We start from the raw sequence: 19190 nt of genomic DNA, 5'->3' as shown, positions 1-19190 counted from the left end.
ATACGCTTGGGTCAGCTGCCACTGCCGGCGATAGTAATGTAATCGGTATAGACCTGCGGCGCTCCGGAGAAAGACGCCAACTGCCGCCACTCCTCGTACATGCGCTCGCTCTCCGGGTGCTCGCGGACAAATGTCAGGGCCTTGTCCGTCGACACATCCAGTTCGGGGTGGAAGGAGTTCAGCGACTCCAGGCTTTCGATTTCCAGCATCACCGCATACTGGTCGAGACGGTTGCCGCCCTGCCCCTTGAGCATATGAAACTTCCAGCCCGGATAATCTTCCACGCGATGGATATTGCGGGTGATGAAGTCCTCGAAGGTTTGCGCGCTCACGCCGGAACGCAGGGCCAGGTTGTGGATGCCCACCACGCGCGCCACGGGCTTGCGGCCCGCGCCGGCCTGGTAGTTCGGACCCTCCGCCAGCGAGCTGTTGGTATTCTCGGCCAGCAGTGAATAGGTGGAGAAAATGGTCGGCAGCTCGGCGAAGGTGGAAAAGGTCTTCCACTCGGCAATCAGGGCCTGCACCTGCGGATGTTCCTGCCAGAAGTCCCGTGCATGGGCGGTCTGGTCGCCGTTGCGGTCGATGTAGTGGGCGTACTGCTGCGCGCTGGGAGCTTCGAACAGCATCAGGTACTGGTTTTCCCTCTCGCCGCGCAAGCCTTTGAGCAAGGTCCAGCGCCAACCCGGATAGGCCGGGATGCCCACGCCGCGTTCGCGTACGAAGTTTTCGAAGTGTGCGGCCGTGACGCCTTTCTTCAGGTTCAGGCCGATGTAGTGCAGGCTGAAAACCGGACCGGATAATTGACTCATAAGCACTCCATTGAATGATAACGTCGGGACGGAACAAAGGGGGCTGGCCCGGGGGCCGACCCCGTCAGGGCCTTAGCGGGTAAGGCGCCGGGCGCTGCAACAGACCAGCAGCATGATCACCACCGCCGCGCTGAACGCCGTGCTCAGGCTCGAGTGGTGGGCGACAAAGCCGATCAGCGCCGGGCCGCTCAACAGGCCCGTGTAGCCGACCAGGGTGACTGCCGACAGCGCGAAGCTCGATGGCACCTCGGGCCGGTTACCGGCCGCGGTGAACAGGATCGGGACGATATTGGACAGGCCGATACCGGTCAGGATGAATCCGGCAAGGGCGATGCCCGGCAGGTCGACCAGGACGATCAGCAGCAACCCGGCCGCCGCGCACGCGCTGCCGAGCATCAGCATGCGCTGGCGACCGCAGGCGTTGACCAGGCGGTCGCCGTACAAGCGGCCCAGTGCGACGGCGATGGAGTAAAGGGTGTAGCCAAAACCGGCATGACTCTTTTCCATGCTGCGTTCGGTGTGCAGGAACACGGCCGACCAGTCCAGCATCGCGCCCTCGACCATGAAGATGAAAAAGCACAGCAGCGCAATCAACAGGATTGCGGGATGCGCGAGCGCCTGCAGCGGGCCGCCGGACTCGGCGCTTTCCTGGGGGCGCCTGGCCAGCAGATGAGCCGAAGCCTGCGTCACCACCAGCGCGATCAGCACCGCGACCAGCGAAATCGCCTGCAACGGCCCAAGCCCCGCCCATAACAACAGGCTGACGCCCCCTGCCCCAGCGACACTGCCGATGCTGTAGAAACCGTGAAACCCCGACATTCGCGCCTGCCCGCTGTCGCGCTCGACAATCACCGCCTGGGCGTTCATCGACACGTCCAGCAGGCCATTCACCGCGCCAAAGACCAGCAAGGCGCCGCCAATCGCCACGGCGGACGTGGCGTACATCATGAACGGCAGGATCAGGCAGAACACGGCCGCGCAGGCCAGGATCAGCGTGCGACAACCGAGCCTGGCGATGGCCCGGCCGGCAAACGGCATCACCAGCATCGAGCCCGCGGCAATGCAGAACAGCAGCAGACCCAGGGTGCCGTCATCGATGTCCAGGCGGGATTTGACGAATGGAATCAGCGGCGCCCAGGACGCCATGCCCAGCCCGGCCACGAAAAAGATGCCGCGCGTGGCCTGTTGCTGACGCAGGTTCGCAACGCGCTGCGGGTGCAGTACATGGGTATTCACAGGCCGGTCACCTCTGGCTTTGCGCCACCGACAGATAGTCGGTGTAGATCTGCGGCGAACCGGAGAACGAGGCCAGTTGCTTCCATTCCTCGTACATCTGCTTGGTGTCGCGGTGGGCCAGGGCGAATTTCGCCGCTTCATCGGTGGCGATATCCGGTTCCGGGTAGAACACATCGAGCGCCGCCAGGCTGGCGATCTCCATCATCACCACGTACTGGTCCAGGCGATTGCCGCGCTCGCCCTTGAGCAGGTGGAATTTCCAGTCGGGGTAATCCTCGATGCGATGGTGGTTGCGGGCAATGAATGTCTCGAAGGTTTCGGCGCGGACATCCGGGCGTAGCGCGAGATTGTGGATGCCGATCACCCGCGCCACCAGCTCCCCGCCCTCTCGCTCCTGGTAACGCGGGCCATGGGGCACGGTGCTCTTGCTGTTCTGCGCCAGGAGCCGGTAGTCGGTGTACAGGGTCGGCAGTTCACTGAAGGTGCCGTAGCGCTTCCATTCGCCAAGGATGTCCGCCGCCTCGGGATGTTCGCGCCAGAATTGCCGGGCCAGTTCGGTCTTGTTGCCGTCCGCGGCCTGGTAGCGATCGCGCTGCTCGGCGCTGGCGATCTCGAAGAGCATCAGGTACTGCCCTGCCCGCTCGCCCCGCAAGCCGCGCAGCAGGGTCCAGCTCCAGCCTGGATAGCTGGGAATGTGCACGCCTTTGTGACGCACGAAGGTTTCGAACTGCTGCGCCGTTACCCCGGCTTCGGTATCGATCGCGATGTAGTACAGGCTGAAGACCGGCGCGGATGAAGTGGCTTGCTGTTCCATCGGTGGCCCTCCTCAGGCTTGCGGCGTGACGAACTGGGTATTGATCACGGCTTCGACCAGCGTCACGCCGTTGGGCGTCAGGCTGACCCGCTCGCCGTCGACGGTGACCAGCCCTTTTTCCACCAGGGTGTCGAGCGTGCGGCTGATGATCGGGTTCTCGAACAGGCTGCGGCCCTCGAAACGCTGGCGGAACACCTGGTCATCCACCGGGACCAGCGTCGACAGCGCCATCTTGAACGCGTTGACTTCCCGCTGCAGCGGCGAGACGCCACGGCTGGCGTCGATGGGCAGGCGGTCCTCGTCGAGGGCCTGCTTGTACTTGTTGTAACCGGTGATATTGATGGCTTCGGCGCGGGTGCATTTCGAGCTGCCGCCGAGGCCGATCGCGACTTCCGGGTACTGCTTGTCGAGGTCGGTGATCAGCCCCTTCCATTTCTCCGGCTGGCGATGGTTCTGGTGGAAATACATGGTCGGATGTTCGCCGTAGCCGGCCGACAGGTACTGCTCGACCAGTTCGCGCATCTGGTACTGCTTGCCCAGCCCGGGGAAGGTCATGTCGTTGATACTGATCAGGCCCTTGCGCTGCCAATGGCTCTGTTTCTCCCCGGAAACCCCGGTGCGGCTTTTCATGAACTCTTCCATGTGCAGCTTGGCGATGACCACATGGGAAAGCTCCAGCTCCAGGGTCTTTTCCATGTCGTATTTCACATCGTCGACAGTCTGGCCGAGCATGCCGTAGATCAGGTCGACGCTGACCCAGTCGAGGCCGATTTCCCGGGCGTGATGGATGGTTTCCTCGCACTCGTCGGCCGAATGCATGCGCCCGCAGGCCGAGATGATGCGGTCGTTGAAGGACTGGGTGCCGAAGCTGATCTTGGTGAAACCCAGCTCCTTCAACAGGTGCAGGTAGGGTTTGTTGAGGGTGCCCGGCTCCCCTTCGAAGCGCATGGTGGCCGCCGAGAAGTTGAAGTGGCTGTGATAGAACGCCATCAGGCGGCGCAGTTCCGGCTCCGGCAGCAGCGACGGCGTGCCGCCGAAGATATTGAATTCACCGACCTCGGCCTGGGCCAGGCTGGGGACTTTCTGCAGCCACATCGTGGCTTCCTTGATGTTGTAGTCCACCAGTTCGCGGAACACCACCTGGGACGAGGCGGCCTTGGGATTAAGGATCACCGTCGGGTACTGGCAGAAGTGGCAGCGGTAGCGACAGGTGGGAATATAGGCCCACAGGTGGATCTGCCTGGCCTCGGCGATTTCACGGTCCATGTCGGCGAAAAAGGACGGCAGCGGATAATCGGCGATATCGCCGGGAAACACATGGCAGCCGAACGGGTCGTTGAACACATAGTCCAGGAAGGCGCTGTTGTCCGGGCGCGCGAGGAAGTCGTAGACCCGTGGTACCGGATAGTTCGGGTCGATATCGTTGAGTGAACCCAAGGCTTCGTTGTTCATCAGAATACCCCTCCATTGGCAAAGTAGTTGTGGGCGGCACCGGACTCTCGGTCCTCGGCGAAGTAGTAGACAAAGCGCTCGAAATCCTCGGGCTTGACCGTGTCGAAGCACTTCGGCAAGGGCGGCGGGAAGCCGATGTCCTCGCCAACGGCGCGCCGCAGGGCACTGAAGATTTCCTCGCGGAATTCGAAATACAGGCGATAGGACGGGGTCTTGTAGGCGTGGATCGGCTTGAAGTCGATCACCCGCGACTGATGCTTGATCTCATGGATGCGCTGGTACATGCGATCCGCCACCGGACCGCCGAAGAACTCGCGGACCGCCGGGTTTTCCATGAGGATCTGCGGATTGAGCAGCGCCGGCAGCACGATGTTCTTGGGCACGTAGTCCTTGATCGAATACTCCCAGGCCTGCCGTGACTGCTCGGGCGTGGTGTCGCGCAGCGTCGGGATCTGTTCCTCCACGTCCGGACGCACATCCTTCATGATGATGATCCCGTCCTGGCCGTAGGCGTTGCCGGTGATCACTTCGTCGAGGATGGTATCCACCCGCCGGCTGTTGATCTCGATCCGCGATTCGTGGGCGTAGACCGGCTTGCCACCCCAGGCGATCACCCGGATGCCGAAATCCCAGTCGTCGGAGAGGTGCTCGACAAAGCGGTCATTGTCCAGCTGGTAGAAGATCTCGATGCCGCCGACCCTGTCGTAGAGCGTGCGCTCGACGGCAAAGCCCTTGCCGTCCGGGAAACCGCCAAACAGTGAAAACGACACCTCGCGACAGCGCAGGGTCTTCTGGATTTCGTTGAGCAGGTTCGGGCGTTTGTCGAAGGAGGCTTCGTTGTAATAGTAATTGCAGGTGCCCAGATCGCCGTTTTCCTCCAGCATCCGGGTAATCAGGGCGTGCAGCCAATACGGGTCCACGGTGCAGTCGGCATCGGCGGAAGCGATGTAGTGCCTGCTGTCGACACCCAGGCGGATGTCGCGTTGTTTCGAGCGCACGGAGGCGTAATCCATGCCGCGCTTCCTGGCGGACGAAACGCCCTGGATGCGTTCCTGGATAACGTGGATATCCAGGGACGGATTGTCGGCCTTGAAACGATTGATCTTTTCCACGGAGTCATCTGTCGAGTTGTTATCGACAATAATCAGCTCGTAAGTGGAATGGGTAATCAGCTCACCCTGTGTTTTCTGATTGAACAGGGAGTCCAGCACACTGTCGATACGGTCACTTTCGTTATACAGCGGCAGTACCACCGAAACAAAAACGGCATCACGCATAATTCCTCCGGAAGAACTCAAGTCAAGCATGCCCATTACATTGTTGGAGAGCACCCGCTGGCCAATGGAGAAGTTTTTGCGAGCCACTTGCTCCATCAGCGCCTTGTTGTTTAACAGTCGGTAGACTTCATTGATGAATTCGTCATCGGGCAACCCATCGCGATCTTCCGAGATCGCCATGATCGGCGCTTCAAATCCATGCTGGCCGTACACCTCCTGATAATATTCATAGTTGCTGGCGATATAGCAGCGCTGGCTGCTGATCGCTTCCCCTACCGGATTTCCGTAACTGTCGTAACCCCAGGAAGTGAGAAAGGAAACCAGGTCGCAGGAGTAATACAGGTCTTCAATGGTCGTGGTGTTGTCATTCGACGGCATATAGTCATGGGACAACGAACCGACAAACTTGATAAACGGCTCGATTTGCAATTCCTGAACCATTGCATTCAAGGCTGAAAAGTAGTCGGGGTGCTCGTCGGGATCGCCCGCCACCGCGAGATAGACTTTTCGGCGGCTGCCGTTTTGCGCAAACAACTGGTTCAGCCGGTAAACCAGGTAGATGTCCCGGTCCTGGCGCTTTTGCGGAATGATGCGGGTGGTGCGGGCAATCAGGATATCGCTGTCGCGGATATCCAGGCTCTCCTTGATGTTGGTGTAGCGGCCTTGGCCGCTGAAGTCGTAGGTGTTCTTGCGCACCTGGACTTCGACCTCATGGTCACACCATGCCTCGAGCTTGCGCTTGAGATGGTTGTTGAGGGTGACGTAGCTGATATAGCGCGACTGCACCGGCTTGATGGCGTGGGGATAAGGCTCCGGACCGTATTTCATCACGGTCTTTTCGCTGCTCCACATCAGGTCATGATCGCGCCAGATGACAAAACTGCCCATGTCGTGCTTGTCGCCATAGGCCTCGATGGCCAGGTACAGGGCCTGGGTGTAGATGATGTTTTCCGGGAGGGTGGCGTTTTCAACGATCACATAACGGATATCCAGCTTCTCCCAGAGCTCGACAATCCGTCGGGCCAGCACCTGTGACGACTCGCGAATGGCGCTCAGCAGGCGTTGTTTTTCCTCCGGGGAAGCCGCGGTCTTTTGTCCGATCAGCACGGCGTGGGAGTGTTCTATGAAATCGACCGTGTAATGGGGAACGCTATCGATGGCGTCGACACGAACCAGGGTGAAGATATCCTGGTAGATGCCTTTTTCATAATCGTATGGCTTGTTGAAGTTGCCTTTGTCGATCTTGATGTCATAACCAAGATCAAGATAGGAAGTCACTTCGTTACGCAGCAGGGTTTTGGCGAGTTTCAAGGCTTCGACTGTAATACCGGATACCGCAACAGCATCAAATGATATAAATATGGCTCCAGCAGGCATGGCAGATCCCTCAACCAATATTGATTTGTTGATTCTCACGCACTCAGAACGGCTAGCTTCAAATCAGGTACGGACGTGGAGACGCATCAAGTTGTTCACTCAATGACATCTAAATGCCATCGGCTTTCTCCAGACGTTTATCGCAGGCAGATACCTGCCCGCCTCGGGCATTGGCATTAATACAGGGAGAAACTCAACTCAGCAGATGTGACAACATCGCTCGACAGTCGGGTCTTTTCGGCTCAGGCGCAAACGTACGGATAGTTCGTCAGGGCTCATGCTCTTTATCCTTTGCGGGATCTTGTTTTGAAGAGCTTTGTAGGCAACATTTCGTAATAAAACTACTCGTCTGTACGAGTTAAATCAACCGTCCAGTCGACATATTTTGAAATTTTTTAATCATGGCAAAATGCCCTTTGTTTAACCCCGATATTGAGCCTGGTGACCTATGGGGTGAGTGGGCTTGGCAAACCCTGCCCCCTACAGGTTACGTGGCGTTTTCAAGATTCCGGTTCCCTGGCTGATCGACATCAGAGCCGGCCCGCTCAGCGCAAGATGATTGACGCTCGCAAACTCACGTAATAGTTTAAGTTACGTCAAATGCCAGGTTGCCGAACCGCCATGACCGAATTCTGGGAAAACGCCTTTACCGAAAACCAGCTGATGTGGGGCTTCGAGCCGACCGCCTCGGCCCTCCTCGCCAGGGACAGCTTCGTGCGCGCCGGCGTCAGGGATGTGTTGATCCCCGGCATCGGCTACGGCCGGAACGCCGGGGTGTTTCTTGACCGGGGCATGTCCGTCACCGGCATCGAGATCTCCGATACGGCCATCGCCCTCGCCCGTTCGCAACTGGGCCTGCGGATTCCCATTCACCAGGGCTCGGTCACCGACATGCCGTACGACAGTCGGCAGTACGACGGCATCTTCTGTTACGGATTGATCTATCTGCTCGATGTCGCCGGGCGCGCCAAGCTGCTGCGGGACTGCTACCGACAACTGGCAGCGGGCGGACAGATGATTTTCACCGTGATCTCGAAGAAGGCGCCGATGTACGGCCAGGGCCGGCTGTTGGCAGAGGACTGCTACGAAAGAGCGCCCGGACTGCCGATGTTTTTCTACGACGCCGCGTCGGTCGAGCGCGAGTTCGGTGCCTACGGGCTGGCAGGGTTCGGCGAAATCGACGAGCCGGCAGGCGCTGGCAGCCTGCCGTTTATCCATGTGACCTGCCGCAAGGGCGACTGAGCCGGCCCGTCGCCCTCCTCCAGGCTCAATGGGCGTCCGCCGATGGCTGTTTCGGTGGCTGGACCTTGCGCATCAGCGGCACCAGCGCCGTCGCGAAGACAAAGCAGACCATGATCACCAGGAAGGCATCGGCGTAGGTCAGCGTCTGCGCTTCGCGCCAGGTCAGCGCCCACAGTTGGCGCAAGGCGATCTGGCTGGCATCGAGGCTGTTCTGGCCCAGCACCTGGGCGTTGTCGCTCAACTGTTCGAGCCAGAGGTTCATGCTTTCATTGCGAATGTTCAGGTGTTCCGCCAGGCGCAGGAAATGCAGGTTGGTGCGGTCGTTGAGTACCGTGGCACAGGCCGCGATACCAATGGCCCCGCCCAGGTTGCGCATCAGGTTGAACAGCCCCGAGGCGAGTTTCAGCCGGGCCGGCGCCAGGGCGCCCAGGGTCAGGGTCACGGTCGGGGCCACCGTCAGCTGTTGGGCAAACCCGCGTATCGCCTGCGGCAGCAACAGCTCCTTGGCGCCCCAGTCATGGGTGATCGGCGCAAAGTTCCACATCGACAGGCCGAACAGGGCCAAGCCGATCATCAGGATCCAGCGCAGGTCGATGCGGTTGGCCAGGAAGGCGTACACCGGAATTGCCAGCAGTTGGAAGATGCCCGTGGAAAACACCGCCAGGCCGATGTCGAACGCGCCGTAGCCGCGCACCCGGCCGAGAAACAGCGGCGTCAGGTAGATGGTGGCGAAGATGCCGATGCCGGTAATGAACGAGAACAGGCAACCCAGGGCGAAGTTGCGATCGCCCAGGGCACGCAGGTCGACAATCGGTTCCTCGATCTCCAGGCAGCGCCAGATGAACAGCGCCCCGCTCACCGCGGCCACCCAGGCGGTGGTGGTGATGGTGCTGTCACTGAACCAGTTCCAGCGCGGTCCCTCCTCCAGGGTGTATTCCAGGCAGCCGAGGAACACCGCCATCAGCACGATGCCGATGTAGTCGGCGCCCTTGAGCAGCGCCGGATTCGGCTTGTCGACCTTGACCAGCATCGGCACGGCCAGGGTGACGAACAGGCCGGGCACCAGGTTGATGTAGAACAGCCAGTGCCAGGAGGATATATCGGTGATCAGGCCGCCCACCGCCGGGCCGAGGGTCGGGGCCAGCGAGGCGATCGCGCCGATGGTCGAGGCGGCGATGATCCGCTGCTTGCCGCTGAAGTAGATAAAGGCCGTGGTGAACACCAGCGGAATCATCGAACCGCCCAGGAAACCCTGCAATGCCCGAAAGGCGATCATGCTCTGGATATTCCAGGCCATGGCACACAACAGGCTGGTCAGGGTGAAGCCCGCGGCGGACGCGGCGAACAGCCAGCGGGTGCTCATGACCCGCGACAGCCAGCCCGACAGCGGGATGACGATGATCTCCGCGATCAGGTAGGCTGTCTGCACCCAGGCGGTGTCGTCCGCGCCGGCCGAAAGGCCGCCGCCGATGTCCTTCAACGAGGCGGAAACGATCTGGATGTCGATCAGCGCGATGAACATGCCGACACACATGCAGGCGAAGGCCGCGACCTTCTGCCGGGTGGTCAGCGTCGGCAGCTCGCTGCTCATGGCCGGCCGGCCTGGGCAACGGCGGCCATCGGCTCGGGCTTGTCGCGGGTATTCACTTCGGTCATGACCGACAGGCCGGGGCGCAAGGCGCCGAAGTCGGCATCCTCGCCATCCAGACGAATCCGCACCGGCACGCGCTGGACGATCTTGGTGAAGTTGCCGGTGGCGTTCTCCGGCGGCAGCACGCTGAATTGTGCGCCGGTGGCCGGCGCCAGGCTGTCGATATGGCCGTGGAATTCCCGGCCCGGCAGGATATCGGCCTTGACGCTGACCGCCTGGCCGACCTGCATGCGGGCCAACTGGTCTTCCTTGAAGTTGGCGTCGACCCACAGGCCATGGGCCGGGACCACCGAGATCAACTGGCTGCCGGCGGCGGCATAGGCCCCGACCTTGGCCCGGCGGTTGCCGACATAACCGTCCACCGGGGCGCGCAACTCGGTGTAGCCCAGGTTCAATCGCGCCTGGTCGCGTTCGGCCTGGGCCTGTTCGAGCATGGCCTGGGCCTGTTGCCGCTGGGTATCGATCACCGCCAGTTGCCGACGGGCCGCCAGCAACCCCGCCTGGGCGTGGGACCGTTCGGCCTGGGCGGTCTTCCAGGTGGCGTCGGCGCGCTGGGCGCTTTCGACGGAAACCGCCTGGCTGCGCACCAGGGTCTGGTAGCGCGCATGATCGTCATGGGCCCGCTGGGCTTCGGCCTCGCTGGCATCGATCTGCGAGCCGGCCTGGCTGATCAGCGCCTGCTGCAATTGCTCGGTGGCCGCCAGGTTGGCCAGGCTCGCCCGTTGTGCGGCCACGGCACCCTCGGCCTTGGCCAGCGCGGTGCGATAGTCACGGACATCGATCCGCGCCAGCAGGTCGCCGGCCTTGACGAACTGGTTGTCGACCACCGCCACCTCGGTGATATAGCCCGGCACCTTGGCGCTGATCACCGTGACCTCGGCACCGATATAGGCATCGTCGGTGTCTTCGATAAACCGCCCGGCCAACCACCAGTGACTGCCGTAGGCCGCCGCGCCGGCGACGGCCAGGGCGAGCACGGCCAGGCGCACGAGCTTTTTCCTGCTGGCCGGGGCGGCTGGAGCGACGGCGGCCGCTTCTTGAGCGGGTGTAACTTGGCCGGGTGCAACGCGGACTTGAGCGTCCATGGTGAGTGACCTCTGCAAACAGATTAATTGGGGAACGGACTGACCAGGGTGTCGTCCAGCGGTTGGGCCTGGCCGGTTCGCACGCGCCACTGGCTCAGCTCGTCGGCGTCCGCGGTGACATGGACCCGGTGACCTTCGCGGGTGATGCGCTTGCCGGTATTGGCATCCATCAGTGCCAGGTCCACCGGTTGGCCGGTGGCCTCATCGGCCAGGTAGACCCTGCGCGAACCTTTGGCATGCTTCGCCCCCCAGGCCATGAGGGTCAGGATCACCGGCCGCAGATCGCGACCGGCCTCGGTGAGGTGGTATTCGTAGCGTGGCGGCTTGTCCTGGTAAGGGCGCCGTTCCAGCAGGCCGCCGAGTACCAGGTCGTTCAGGCGCCGGGTCAGGGTGTTGGTGGCAATGCCCAGGCTGTTGAGGAAATCATCGAAACGGCGCAGCCCATAAAAGGCGTCGCGCAGGATCAACAGGCTCCAGCCATCCCCCAACTGCTCCAGGGCTCGGGCAACAGGACAAGGCATCGGGTGAAAGCTGGCTCTTTTCATGATCGCCTCCGCTGCGGGCGATAAAAATTACACTCATAATATTTCATAGCGACTTGCATTATGCAAGTCGCTATTTTCCAGTGTGCAAAGCCGCTCGTCGGGGATGCGATATTTCGCCGTGGGCTTATACTGCCGGCCTTGCTGAATACTCCGTCGAACAAGAGATCCCCATGGCAAACCAAGACATCACCTTCATTCCCGATCCCGACGCGGACTCCATCTCATCCGACGTCGCCGGTTTCGGCGGCCTGCTGGTCTCCACCCAGATCCCCACCCGCGCCGATGGCAGCCTGGAGCTGGGCGATATCAGCCGGCAGAGCGAATGCACCCTGCAGGCGCTCAAGGTCGCGCTGGAAAAGGCCGGCAGTTCGCTGGATCGGGTCTTGCACCTGACCATCTACCTCACCGATATCGCTGACCGGCCGGCTTTCAACGAGGTCTACAAGCGCTTTTTCGCCAAGCCCTGGCCGGTGCGCGCCGCCGTTGGCGTGGCGGCGCTCGGCGTCGAAGGCATGAAAGTGGAAGTCACCGCGATGGCCGCAAAGGCCTAGAAACAACCTGGACCCAAATATGTGGGAGCAGGCCTGCACGAAAATGGGCCCGTGTGTGAAGTGGCTTGTGTGGGACCCGGCCTGTGTGTGAGCAGGCCTGTGTGTGAAAGAGGCTTCTGTGGGAGCGGGCTTGCCCGCGAAGAGGCCCTTGAGAGCGCCAAAAAGCCTCGCGGCTTCGCGGCGCCCCGACACCCCCGCTCCCACAAGTCCGCTCGCTCCCAGCCGCCACCCGGCAGCAATAAGTGCCGCCAGGCCGTTTCGCCGCTACAATGCCCGCCTTGACCGTGAAGCCTGACTAAAAAAACATGTCCCTACCCAAGCATCACCTGGAATTGCTCAGCCCTGCCCGCGATGTGGCGATTGCCCGCGAGGCCATCCTGCACGGCGCCGATGCCGTGTACATCGGCGGCCCGAGCTTCGGCGCCCGCCACAACGCCTGCAACGAAGTGAGCGATATCGCCCAGTTGGTGGAGTTCGCCCGGCGTTACCACGCCCGGGTCTTCACCACCATCAACACCATCCTGCACGACAACGAGCTGGAGCCGGCCCGCAAGCTGATCCACCAGCTCCACGATGCCGGCGTCGATGCGCTGATCGTCCAGGACCTGGGGGTGATGGAGCTGGATATCCCGCCTATCGAGCTGCATGCCAGCACCCAGACCGATATCCGCACCCTGGCCCGGGCCAAATTTCTCGACCAGGCCGGCTTTTCCCAACTGGTGCTGGCCCGCGAGCTGAACCTGCAGGAGATCCGCGCGATTGCCGACGAGACCGACGCGGCCATCGAGTTCTTCATCCACGGCGCGTTGTGCGTGGCGTTTTCCGGCCAGTGCAATATCTCCCATGCGCAGAATGGCCGCAGCGCCAACCGTGGCGACTGCTCCCAGGCCTGCCGCCTGCCCTATACCCTCAAGGACGACCAGGGTCGCGTGGTCGCCTTTGAAAAACACCTGCTGTCGATGAAGGACAACAACCAGAGCGCCAACCTGCGCGCCCTGGTCGATGCCGGTGTGCGCTCGTTCAAGATCGAGGGCCGCTACAAGGACATGGGCTATGTGAAGAACATCACCGCCTACTACCGCCAGCGCCTCGACGAAATCCTCGAGGACCGCCCGGACCTGGCCCGTGCTTCCAGCGGACGTACCGCGCATTTCTTCCTGCCGGATCCGGAAAAGACCTTCCACCGCGGCAGCACCGACTACTTCGTCAGCGACCGCAAGATCGATATCGGCGCCTTCGACACCCCGACTTTCACCGGCCTGCCGGTCGGCGTGGTGGAGAAAGCCGGCAAGCGTGACCTGCAGGTGGTGACCTTCGAGCCGCTGTCCAACGGTGACGGCCTCAACGTGCTGGTCAAGCGCGAAGTGGTGGGTTTCCGCGCCAATATCGCCGAACCCAGGGGCGAATTCGAAGAGGATGGCGAGAAACGCTATCGCTACCGCGTCGAACCCAACGAAATGCCGGCCGGCCTGCACAGCCTGCGGCCGAACCATCCGTTGAACCGCAACCTCGACCACAACTGGCAGCAGGCCCTGCTGAAGAACTCCGCCGAGCGTCGCGTCGGTCTTTCCTGGCTGGCCCGCCTGCGCGAGGACCGCCTGGAGCTGACCGCCACCAGCGAGGAAGGCATCAGCGCCAGCGTCGCCCTGGACGGTCCGTTCGGCGTGGCCAACAAGCCGGAACAGGCCCTGGAGCAACTGCACGACCTGCTCGGCCAACTGGGCACCACCCAGTACCACGCCACGGCCATCGAACTGGATGCACCCCAGGCGTTCTTCATTCCCAACTCGCAGCTCAAGACCTTGCGCCGCGAAGTGATCGAAGCCCTGACCACCGCGCGTATCGCCGCTCACCCCCGTGGCGGGCGCAAGGCCGAGACCAGTCCGCCGCCGGTGTACCCGGAATCGCACCTGTCGTTCCTGGCCAACGTCTACAACCAGAAGGCCCGCGACTTCTACCACCGTCACGGCGTCAAGCTGATCGACGCGGCCTTCGAGGCCCACGAGGAAACCGGCGAAGTACCGGTGATGATCACCAAGCACTGCCTGCGTTTCTCCTTCAACCTGTGTCCGAAACAGGCCAAGGGCGTCACCGGCGTGCGCACCAAGGTCGCGCCGATGCAGTTGATCCACGGGGACGAAGTGCTGACGTTGAAGTTCGACTGCAAGCCTTGCGAAATGCATGTGGTCGGCAAGATCAAGGGGCATATCCTCGACCTGCCGCAACCGGGCAGCGCGGTGGTCGGCCATATCAGCCCCGCCGATCTGCTCAAGACCATCCCTCGCGCGCCACACTGAGCGAACGGCCAGGACGGCCGTTCTCGTCCCGGGCATAAATAAAGTCGTCGGCAACGCCCGCAAGGCTTGCATATCGACTCGTAGCCCTCTTCAATGAGCAGGCCCCACCCGACCCGATTCCCCGGTGTCGGGTACCTGTTCATGGATGAGCAAGCTTCGATATGAGCCAGATGGATCTGCGCCAGCGACCCGCCCCATGGAAGGCCTTGTGGGCTCTCCCCGTTCCGACCCGCTGGCTGCTGCTCGGCATCGGCGTATCGCGCATCGCTTCGTTCATGATCTGGCCCTTTATCGTCGTGGCGATGAACAAGCGCTTCGGTACGCCGATCACCGATATCGGCGCACAACTGGCCCTGGGTGCCCTGGTCTCCATCGCCCTGTCGCCCCTGGCCGGTTTTCTCGGCGATACCTTCAACGCCCGCAACCTGATGGTCTTCGGCTGCGTTCTCGGCGCCACCTGCTTCCTGCTGATGGGACTGCTGCCCGGACAGACCAGCTACTTTGCCGCGATCATCGGCATGGCGGTGGCCCACAGCATTCTCGAACCGCTGCTGCGAGTGCTGCTGAGCGACACCGTGGCCACCGACGACGAGCGCACCTTTCTCTTCCATATCCGTTATTACGTGGTCAATTGCGCGGCCGCCAGCGGGCCGCTGATCGGCATGTGGTTCGCCAATCGCGAGAGCGACGCAGTGTTTCCCATCGCCGCCTGTGCCTACGGCCTGCTGGCGCTGACCATCGCCGGCGCGGCGCGCTATCGGCTGCAGTCGCCGCACCTGGCCGCTGCCGAATCGGTGTCGCCGCCCTTGCGGCAAGTCCTGCGGGCGATCCTCGGCAGCCGGCTGTTCCTGACGATCATCGTCGCCAACTTCTTCCTGGTGCTGGTCTATGCCCAGATCGATGAATCGCTGACCTTCTACCTGCTGGAACTCAAGGTCGAGGACATCAACGGCCTGATCGCCATGATGAACGTGACCAACGCCTCGGTGGTGCTGGTGTTCCACCTGTTCCTGATGGGCTGGCTGATCGACCTGGCGGACAAGCGCGCCTATGTCCTCGCCCTTGCCTGCCTGATGGTCGGCCACGCCATCATCGCCCTCAACAGCGCCGCCCTGTGGTACGGCTGGGTGTTGGCCATCGGTTTCGCGACCCTGGCCGAGATCATCGTGATGCCGCTGTTCGCCACCCTGATCGACCGCCTCGCGCCACCGGGCATGCGCGGCAGCTTTATCGGCATCTCCATGCTGGCCGGCCTCGGTTCGGCGCTGGCCCCACTGCTCGGCGCGCTGGTGATCAACCACTTTGGCGGCGTCGTGCTGTTTTCCGCGCTGGCCCTGGCCTGCCTGCCCATCGGCCTGCTGGGTTATCGGGCGCTGGCGGTGGGCCAGCCGGTCGCGGTGCCGGAGCCCGCGGTATGAGCCTGGTGTGCATCGATGTCGCCGCGCCGCCGCTACCGGTGATCGCGGGCGCGCAACTGCACGCCTGCCGCTTCGAATACGGCCAGGGCGCCGTGTCGGCCTACGACGCCGGCCGGTTCGGTCGCCTCGAACTGCCGCAGGCCCTGGTCAGTGCGGTGCCCGTCCGCCAGGCGGAATATCTGGCCGGGCGTTACTGCGCACGCCGCGCGGAGCACGCCCTGCACGGCCGCTACAGCGATATTCCCAGCGGCGCCGACCGTGCGCCGATCTGGCCGTCAGGGCTGGTCGGCAGTCTGTCCCATGCCGGCGGTTATGCCCTGGCGATCGTCGGCGACAGCCAGTCGGGCTACCTGCCCGGCATCGATGTCGAGCACCTGGCGGGCGAGCCGGAACCCGAGGATGTCCAGCGACAGATTGCCAGTCGCGAGGAAATGGCCGTGCTCGAATCTCTCCTCGACGCGGCCGGGGCCTTTACCCTGATGTTTTCCGCCAAGGAAGCGATCTACAAGGCGCTGTATCCCAGGGTCCGGCGTTTTATCGATTTCCATGAGGTGGCCTGTGTCGCCGCGGGGCCCGGCCACCTGCTGTTCGCCAGCCGCGACACGCTGCACAGCGTGCTGCCTCGCGACCTGCCCCTGCGCGTGGCCTATGCCGTGCAGGACTCGCGGGTCTTCACCCTTTGTCAGGTCGAACTCGGAGTGATCCAGGGATGAATCCTTACCAACTGCTGGCGCCACGTTCGTTCTGGCGCAGCGCCGTCGCACAACGGACGGCCTTGTCGATGAGCGAGCTGTGGCTGCCGGAATTCGCCATCGAGCGCGACGACGCCATCGTCACCGCCGGCTCCTGCTTCGCCCAGCATATCGGCCGGGCAATGGTCGCCCGCGCCATGAACTGGATCGATAGCGAACCGGCGCCGGCGGGCCTGTCGGAGGCCGAGTGCAAGGCCCGCCACTATGGCGTGTTCTCCCTGCGCACCGGCAACCTCTATACCCCGGCGATGTTACGCCAGTGGCTGGAGTGGGCCTTGCTGGACCGGGTGATGCCCGAGCAGGTCTGGAGCCGCGACGGGCGCTTCTTCGACCCCATGCGCCCCGCCGTCGAGCCTGCCGGCTATGCGAGCCTGGAAGCCTTGCGGGACGCCCGCCGGACCACACTGGCGGCCATCAAGGCGGCGATCCGGCGGGCCAAAGTGTTTGTCTTCACCCTGGGCCTGACCGAGGCCTGGGTCGATCGGCACACTTCGCTGGTATACCCGCTCTGCCCCGGCACCTTGCACGGCACCTTCGATCCGCAAACCCATGCCTTGCGCAATTTCGGCTTTCTCGACAGCTACCGCGAAATGACCACGGCGCTTGAACTGCTGCGCTCGGTGAATCCGGGTATCCGTCTGCTGCTGACGGTCTCGCCGGTGCCGCTGACCGCCACGGCCACCGGCCAGCACGTGCTGACGGCCACCACCTATTCCAAGTCGGTGCTGCGCGCCGTCGCCGGCCAGCTCTGTGAAGAGCAGCGCGATGTCGACTATTTCCCGTCCTACGAGATCATCACCGGCACGCCGTTCAAGGCCGCCTTCTACCAGGACAACCAGCGCGAGGTCACGCCCGAGGGCGTGGCCTTCGTCATGCAGCAGTTTTTTGCCGCGCTCGAGCCGAAACCGGCGTCTGCCGCGGCGCCCGGCACGGCCATTGCCCACTTGCCCAGCGAGGACCTTGTTTGTGAAGACGCCGTACTCGACTACTACGCCCAGCCCCAGGTTCCTGCTGCTGGGTGACTCCAACAGCGGTCCGATCGGCAAGGCCGCGCAGGCCCGCGCACTGCCGTTCAGCGGCGGACCGCTGGGGGCCGGGCGGGATTTCAATGTCGACTTCTTCGTGGCCTCGGCGGATGACCTGGGGTTTCGCGATCCGGAGATGGACCAGCGCTATCGCCAGGCCCTGGCACTGGCGGGTGTTGCGCACCTGGGCCAACTGTCGGTGCCGCTGGTGAGCACGCTGGGCATGAGTGTGCATTTCCTCGCCAGTCGCCCGAACTGGCACTGCTACCAGGATGAACACGGCGAATTCGATCCGGGCTTTCTGTCCGGGGCGTTGTTCGAGTCGATCATCGACGCCATGAGTCGCCATGCCCTGGCGTTCTACGAACGGGCTCTGGCCCTGGGGCTCAGGGTGCTGGTCGTCCTGCCGCCACAGCGCGTCCCGGAGTTTTCCGATGCGCGGGTGTTCCCGGCGGCGCAGGCGGTGTTGATTCGCCGGCTCCAGGCGCTGGGCATCGAGCTGATCGACGTGCGCAGCATCGCGACCGGCGAGGACGGCTGGCAACACCCGCGCTACTGCGAAATCGACGACCCCCTGCATGGCAACCTCGCCTTTGGCGGGCTGATCGTCGACGCGCTGCTCGAACGCCTCTAGGCTCCGTACGAAAACTCGCCGAGCGGCGATCAGGCAAGGCAAAAACAGGCGAGCAAGCGGAGTGTAGGGACCTACATGAGCATTGCGAGCCTGTTTTTAACGCAGCATGATCGTCGCGCAGGTAGTTTTCGTAGAGAGCCTCACGCCTGGGGCTGCTCGCCAAGAATGGTCACCCGCTCGCCATAACGCGAGTGCGGGAAATAATCCCAGACCGCGTGGTGCTGGGTGCAGCGGTTGTCCCAGAACACCAGGGTATTGGGCTCCCAGCGTACCCGGCAGGTCAGGATCGGCTCCCGTGCCACCAGGTCGAACAGCAGCTTCAGCAGCGCCTGGCTTTCAGCCTCGGACAACTGGGTGATATGCGAGGTGAAGCCGGAATTGACGAACAGGGTCTTGCGCCCGGTCTGCGGATGCCGCACCACCACCGGATGCTCGCTTTTGGGCAGGTCGGCGGGCGCCTGGTAGCCCTTCCAGGGAATCGCCCCGTCATGGACCGCCGTCAGGCCTTGCAGAAAATCCTGCAGGGCCGGTGACAGCATTTCCAGGGCCAGGTGCATATTGGCGAACAGGGTATCGCCACCGGTGCCGATCGCCGGGGTTTCCTTGATATACAGCATCGAGCCCAGCGACGGCGCCAGGTCGGCGGTGCCGTCGGTATGCCAGGCTTCCCCGGCGACGAAGCGCGACTGCGCGGTGGCGCGGATCACCACCAGTTCCGGGTCGTCGCCATCGATATCTTCCAGCGGCAAGGCCCGCAATTCCCCGAACAACCGGCCAAAGGCCTTGTGCTGCTCGACGCTCAGGTGCTGGTCGCGAAACACCAGCACATGGTTCTCCAGAAAGGCCCGGCGAATCTCCGCCAGTTGCCCGGGCGTCAGCTCCCGGGACAGATCCACGCCACCGATATGCGCACCGATGATCGGCGTCAGGCGATCAACCGTGATGTGCTGGTACGGCGCCCGAGGTTCGCCGGCGATTTTCTCGACTGCCTTCAATGCCCAATGATCCATGTTCCCTCACCTTTT

Annotated in this window: 16 protein-coding genes; 7 read left to right on the top strand and 9 right to left on the bottom strand. The window is 62.7% G+C overall.

Features of this window, described 5'->3' with window-relative positions; translation table 11 throughout:
- Positions 1-11 precede the first annotated feature (11 nt).
- From ACL9RJ_RS02455 to ACL9RJ_RS02435, 5 genes are all read right to left on the bottom strand, one after another.
- Positions 12-809: a hypothetical protein gene (locus ACL9RJ_RS02455; protein WP_103032850.1), complete on the bottom strand. Its 798-nt coding sequence runs from the start codon at positions 807-809 to the stop codon at positions 12-14.
- A gap of 72 nt (positions 810-881) precedes the next feature.
- Positions 882-2045, bottom strand: a complete 1164-nt coding sequence (locus ACL9RJ_RS02450; RefSeq protein ID WP_422764828.1) for an MFS transporter — start codon at positions 2043-2045, stop codon at positions 882-884.
- A gap of 7 nt (positions 2046-2052) precedes the next feature.
- Positions 2053-2859 (bottom strand): hypothetical protein, encoded by an 807-nt coding sequence (locus tag ACL9RJ_RS02445; RefSeq protein WP_177107507.1) that lies wholly within the window; start codon positions 2857-2859, stop codon positions 2053-2055.
- A gap of 12 nt (positions 2860-2871) precedes the next feature.
- Positions 2872-4311: a radical SAM protein gene (locus tag ACL9RJ_RS02440; protein ID WP_177107506.1), complete on the bottom strand. Its 1440-nt coding sequence runs from the start codon at positions 4309-4311 to the stop codon at positions 2872-2874.
- The gene (locus ACL9RJ_RS02435) at positions 4311-6899 is read right to left on the bottom strand and encodes a glycosyltransferase (protein WP_256347586.1); all 2589 of its coding nucleotides are present in this window, start codon (positions 6897-6899) and stop codon (positions 4311-4313) included. The genes ACL9RJ_RS02440 and ACL9RJ_RS02435 overlap by 1 nt, the downstream gene beginning before the upstream one ends.
- 687 nt (positions 6900-7586) lie before the next feature.
- On the opposite strand from ACL9RJ_RS02435, the gene ACL9RJ_RS02430 reads away from it, so the two are divergent.
- Positions 7587-8207 (top strand): class I SAM-dependent methyltransferase, encoded by a 621-nt coding sequence (locus tag ACL9RJ_RS02430; protein ID WP_422764827.1) that lies wholly within the window; start codon positions 7587-7589, stop codon positions 8205-8207.
- Between the two features lie 25 nt (positions 8208-8232).
- On the opposite strand, the gene ACL9RJ_RS02425 is transcribed toward ACL9RJ_RS02430, so the two are convergent.
- Genes ACL9RJ_RS02425 through ACL9RJ_RS02415 form a run of 3 tightly spaced genes read right to left on the bottom strand, consistent with a single transcriptional unit; the run spans position 8233 to position 11488 of the window.
- Positions 8233-9798, bottom strand: coding sequence for a DHA2 family efflux MFS transporter permease subunit (locus ACL9RJ_RS02425; RefSeq protein ID WP_422764826.1), 1566 nt, complete (start codon positions 9796-9798; stop codon positions 8233-8235).
- On the bottom strand, positions 9795-10943 hold the full coding sequence (locus ACL9RJ_RS02420; protein ID WP_177118688.1) for an HlyD family secretion protein: 1149 nt from the start codon (positions 10941-10943) through the stop codon (positions 9795-9797). The genes ACL9RJ_RS02425 and ACL9RJ_RS02420 overlap by 4 nt, the downstream gene beginning before the upstream one ends.
- A gap of 23 nt (positions 10944-10966) precedes the next feature.
- Positions 10967-11488 carry a winged helix-turn-helix transcriptional regulator gene (locus ACL9RJ_RS02415; RefSeq protein WP_042936397.1) on the bottom strand — a complete coding sequence of 174 codons (522 nt, stop codon included), beginning with the start codon at positions 11486-11488 and terminating at the stop codon, positions 10967-10969.
- A 170-nt stretch (positions 11489-11658) separates the two neighbouring features.
- Here ACL9RJ_RS02415 and ACL9RJ_RS02410 point away from each other — a divergent pair, with 170 nt between their 5' ends.
- The 6 genes from ACL9RJ_RS02410 to ACL9RJ_RS02385 all read left to right on the top strand — a co-directional run bounded on the left by ACL9RJ_RS02410 (position 11659) and on the right by ACL9RJ_RS02385 (position 18165).
- Positions 11659-12039 carry a RidA family protein gene (locus ACL9RJ_RS02410; RefSeq protein ID WP_103032853.1) on the top strand — a complete coding sequence of 127 codons (381 nt, stop codon included), beginning with the start codon at positions 11659-11661 and terminating at the stop codon, positions 12037-12039.
- Positions 12040-12344: 305 nt separating this feature from the next.
- Positions 12345-14336 carry a peptidase U32 family protein gene (locus ACL9RJ_RS02405; protein ID WP_103032854.1) on the top strand — a complete coding sequence of 664 codons (1992 nt, stop codon included), beginning with the start codon at positions 12345-12347 and terminating at the stop codon, positions 14334-14336.
- 161 nt (positions 14337-14497) lie between these two features.
- Positions 14498-15754, top strand: a complete 1257-nt coding sequence (locus tag ACL9RJ_RS02400; protein WP_017128380.1) for an MFS transporter — start codon at positions 14498-14500, stop codon at positions 15752-15754.
- Positions 15751-16467, top strand: a complete 717-nt coding sequence (locus ACL9RJ_RS02395) for a 4'-phosphopantetheinyl transferase family protein (RefSeq protein WP_017128381.1) — start codon at positions 15751-15753, stop codon at positions 16465-16467. Before ACL9RJ_RS02400 ends, ACL9RJ_RS02395 begins: the two co-directional genes overlap by 4 nt.
- Positions 16464-17528, top strand: a complete 1065-nt coding sequence (locus ACL9RJ_RS02390; RefSeq protein ID WP_017128382.1) for a GSCFA domain-containing protein — start codon at positions 16464-16466, stop codon at positions 17526-17528. The genes ACL9RJ_RS02395 and ACL9RJ_RS02390 overlap by 4 nt, the downstream gene beginning before the upstream one ends.
- Positions 17473-18165: a hypothetical protein gene (locus tag ACL9RJ_RS02385; RefSeq protein WP_017128383.1), complete on the top strand. Its 693-nt coding sequence runs from the start codon at positions 17473-17475 to the stop codon at positions 18163-18165. Before ACL9RJ_RS02390 ends, ACL9RJ_RS02385 begins: the two co-directional genes overlap by 56 nt.
- 140 nt (positions 18166-18305) lie before the next feature.
- On the opposite strand, the gene ACL9RJ_RS02380 is transcribed toward ACL9RJ_RS02385, so the two are convergent.
- On the bottom strand, positions 18306-19175 hold the full coding sequence (locus tag ACL9RJ_RS02380) for a TauD/TfdA dioxygenase family protein (RefSeq protein WP_103032855.1): 870 nt from the start codon (positions 19173-19175) through the stop codon (positions 18306-18308).
- Positions 19176-19190 lie beyond the last annotated feature (15 nt).

Source organism: Pseudomonas sp. Mn2068, from assembly GCF_049319725.1.
Taxonomy (GTDB): Bacteria; Pseudomonadota; Gammaproteobacteria; order Pseudomonadales; family Pseudomonadaceae; genus Aquipseudomonas; species Aquipseudomonas gingeri.
This window is presented reverse-complemented; position numbering and strand designations above follow the sequence as displayed.

What these genes read in the sequence shown, in the direction of transcription:
- ACL9RJ_RS02455 (WP_103032850.1), bottom strand. Translation starts at nt 809, where the DNA reads ATGAGTCAATTATCCGGTCCGGTTTTCAGCCTGCACTACATCGGCCTG.
- ACL9RJ_RS02445 (WP_177107507.1), bottom strand. Translation starts at nt 2,859, where the DNA reads ATGGAACAGCAAGCCACTTCATCCGCGCCGGTCTTCAGCCTGTACTAC.
- ACL9RJ_RS02440 (WP_177107506.1), bottom strand. Translation starts at nt 4,311, where the DNA reads ATGAACAACGAAGCCTTGGGTTCACTCAACGATATCGACCCGAACTAT.
- ACL9RJ_RS02430 (WP_422764827.1), top strand. Translation starts at nt 7,587, where the DNA reads ATGACCGAATTCTGGGAAAACGCCTTTACCGAAAACCAGCTGATGTGG.
- ACL9RJ_RS02425 (WP_422764826.1), bottom strand. Translation starts at nt 9,798, where the DNA reads ATGAGCAGCGAGCTGCCGACGCTGACCACCCGGCAGAAGGTCGCGGCC.
- ACL9RJ_RS02420 (WP_177118688.1), bottom strand. Translation starts at nt 10,943, where the DNA reads ATGGACGCTCAAGTCCGCGTTGCACCCGGCCAAGTTACACCCGCTCAA.
- ACL9RJ_RS02415 (WP_042936397.1), bottom strand. Translation starts at nt 11,488, where the DNA reads ATGAAAAGAGCCAGCTTTCACCCGATGCCTTGTCCTGTTGCCCGAGCC.
- ACL9RJ_RS02410 (WP_103032853.1), top strand. Translation starts at nt 11,659, where the DNA reads ATGGCAAACCAAGACATCACCTTCATTCCCGATCCCGACGCGGACTCC.
- ACL9RJ_RS02405 (WP_103032854.1), top strand. Translation starts at nt 12,345, where the DNA reads ATGTCCCTACCCAAGCATCACCTGGAATTGCTCAGCCCTGCCCGCGAT.
- ACL9RJ_RS02400 (WP_017128380.1), top strand. Translation starts at nt 14,498, where the DNA reads ATGAGCCAGATGGATCTGCGCCAGCGACCCGCCCCATGGAAGGCCTTG.
- ACL9RJ_RS02395 (WP_017128381.1), top strand. Translation starts at nt 15,751, where the DNA reads ATGAGCCTGGTGTGCATCGATGTCGCCGCGCCGCCGCTACCGGTGATC.
- ACL9RJ_RS02390 (WP_017128382.1), top strand. Translation starts at nt 16,464, where the DNA reads ATGAATCCTTACCAACTGCTGGCGCCACGTTCGTTCTGGCGCAGCGCC.
- ACL9RJ_RS02380 (WP_103032855.1), bottom strand. Translation starts at nt 19,175, where the DNA reads ATGGATCATTGGGCATTGAAGGCAGTCGAGAAAATCGCCGGCGAACCT.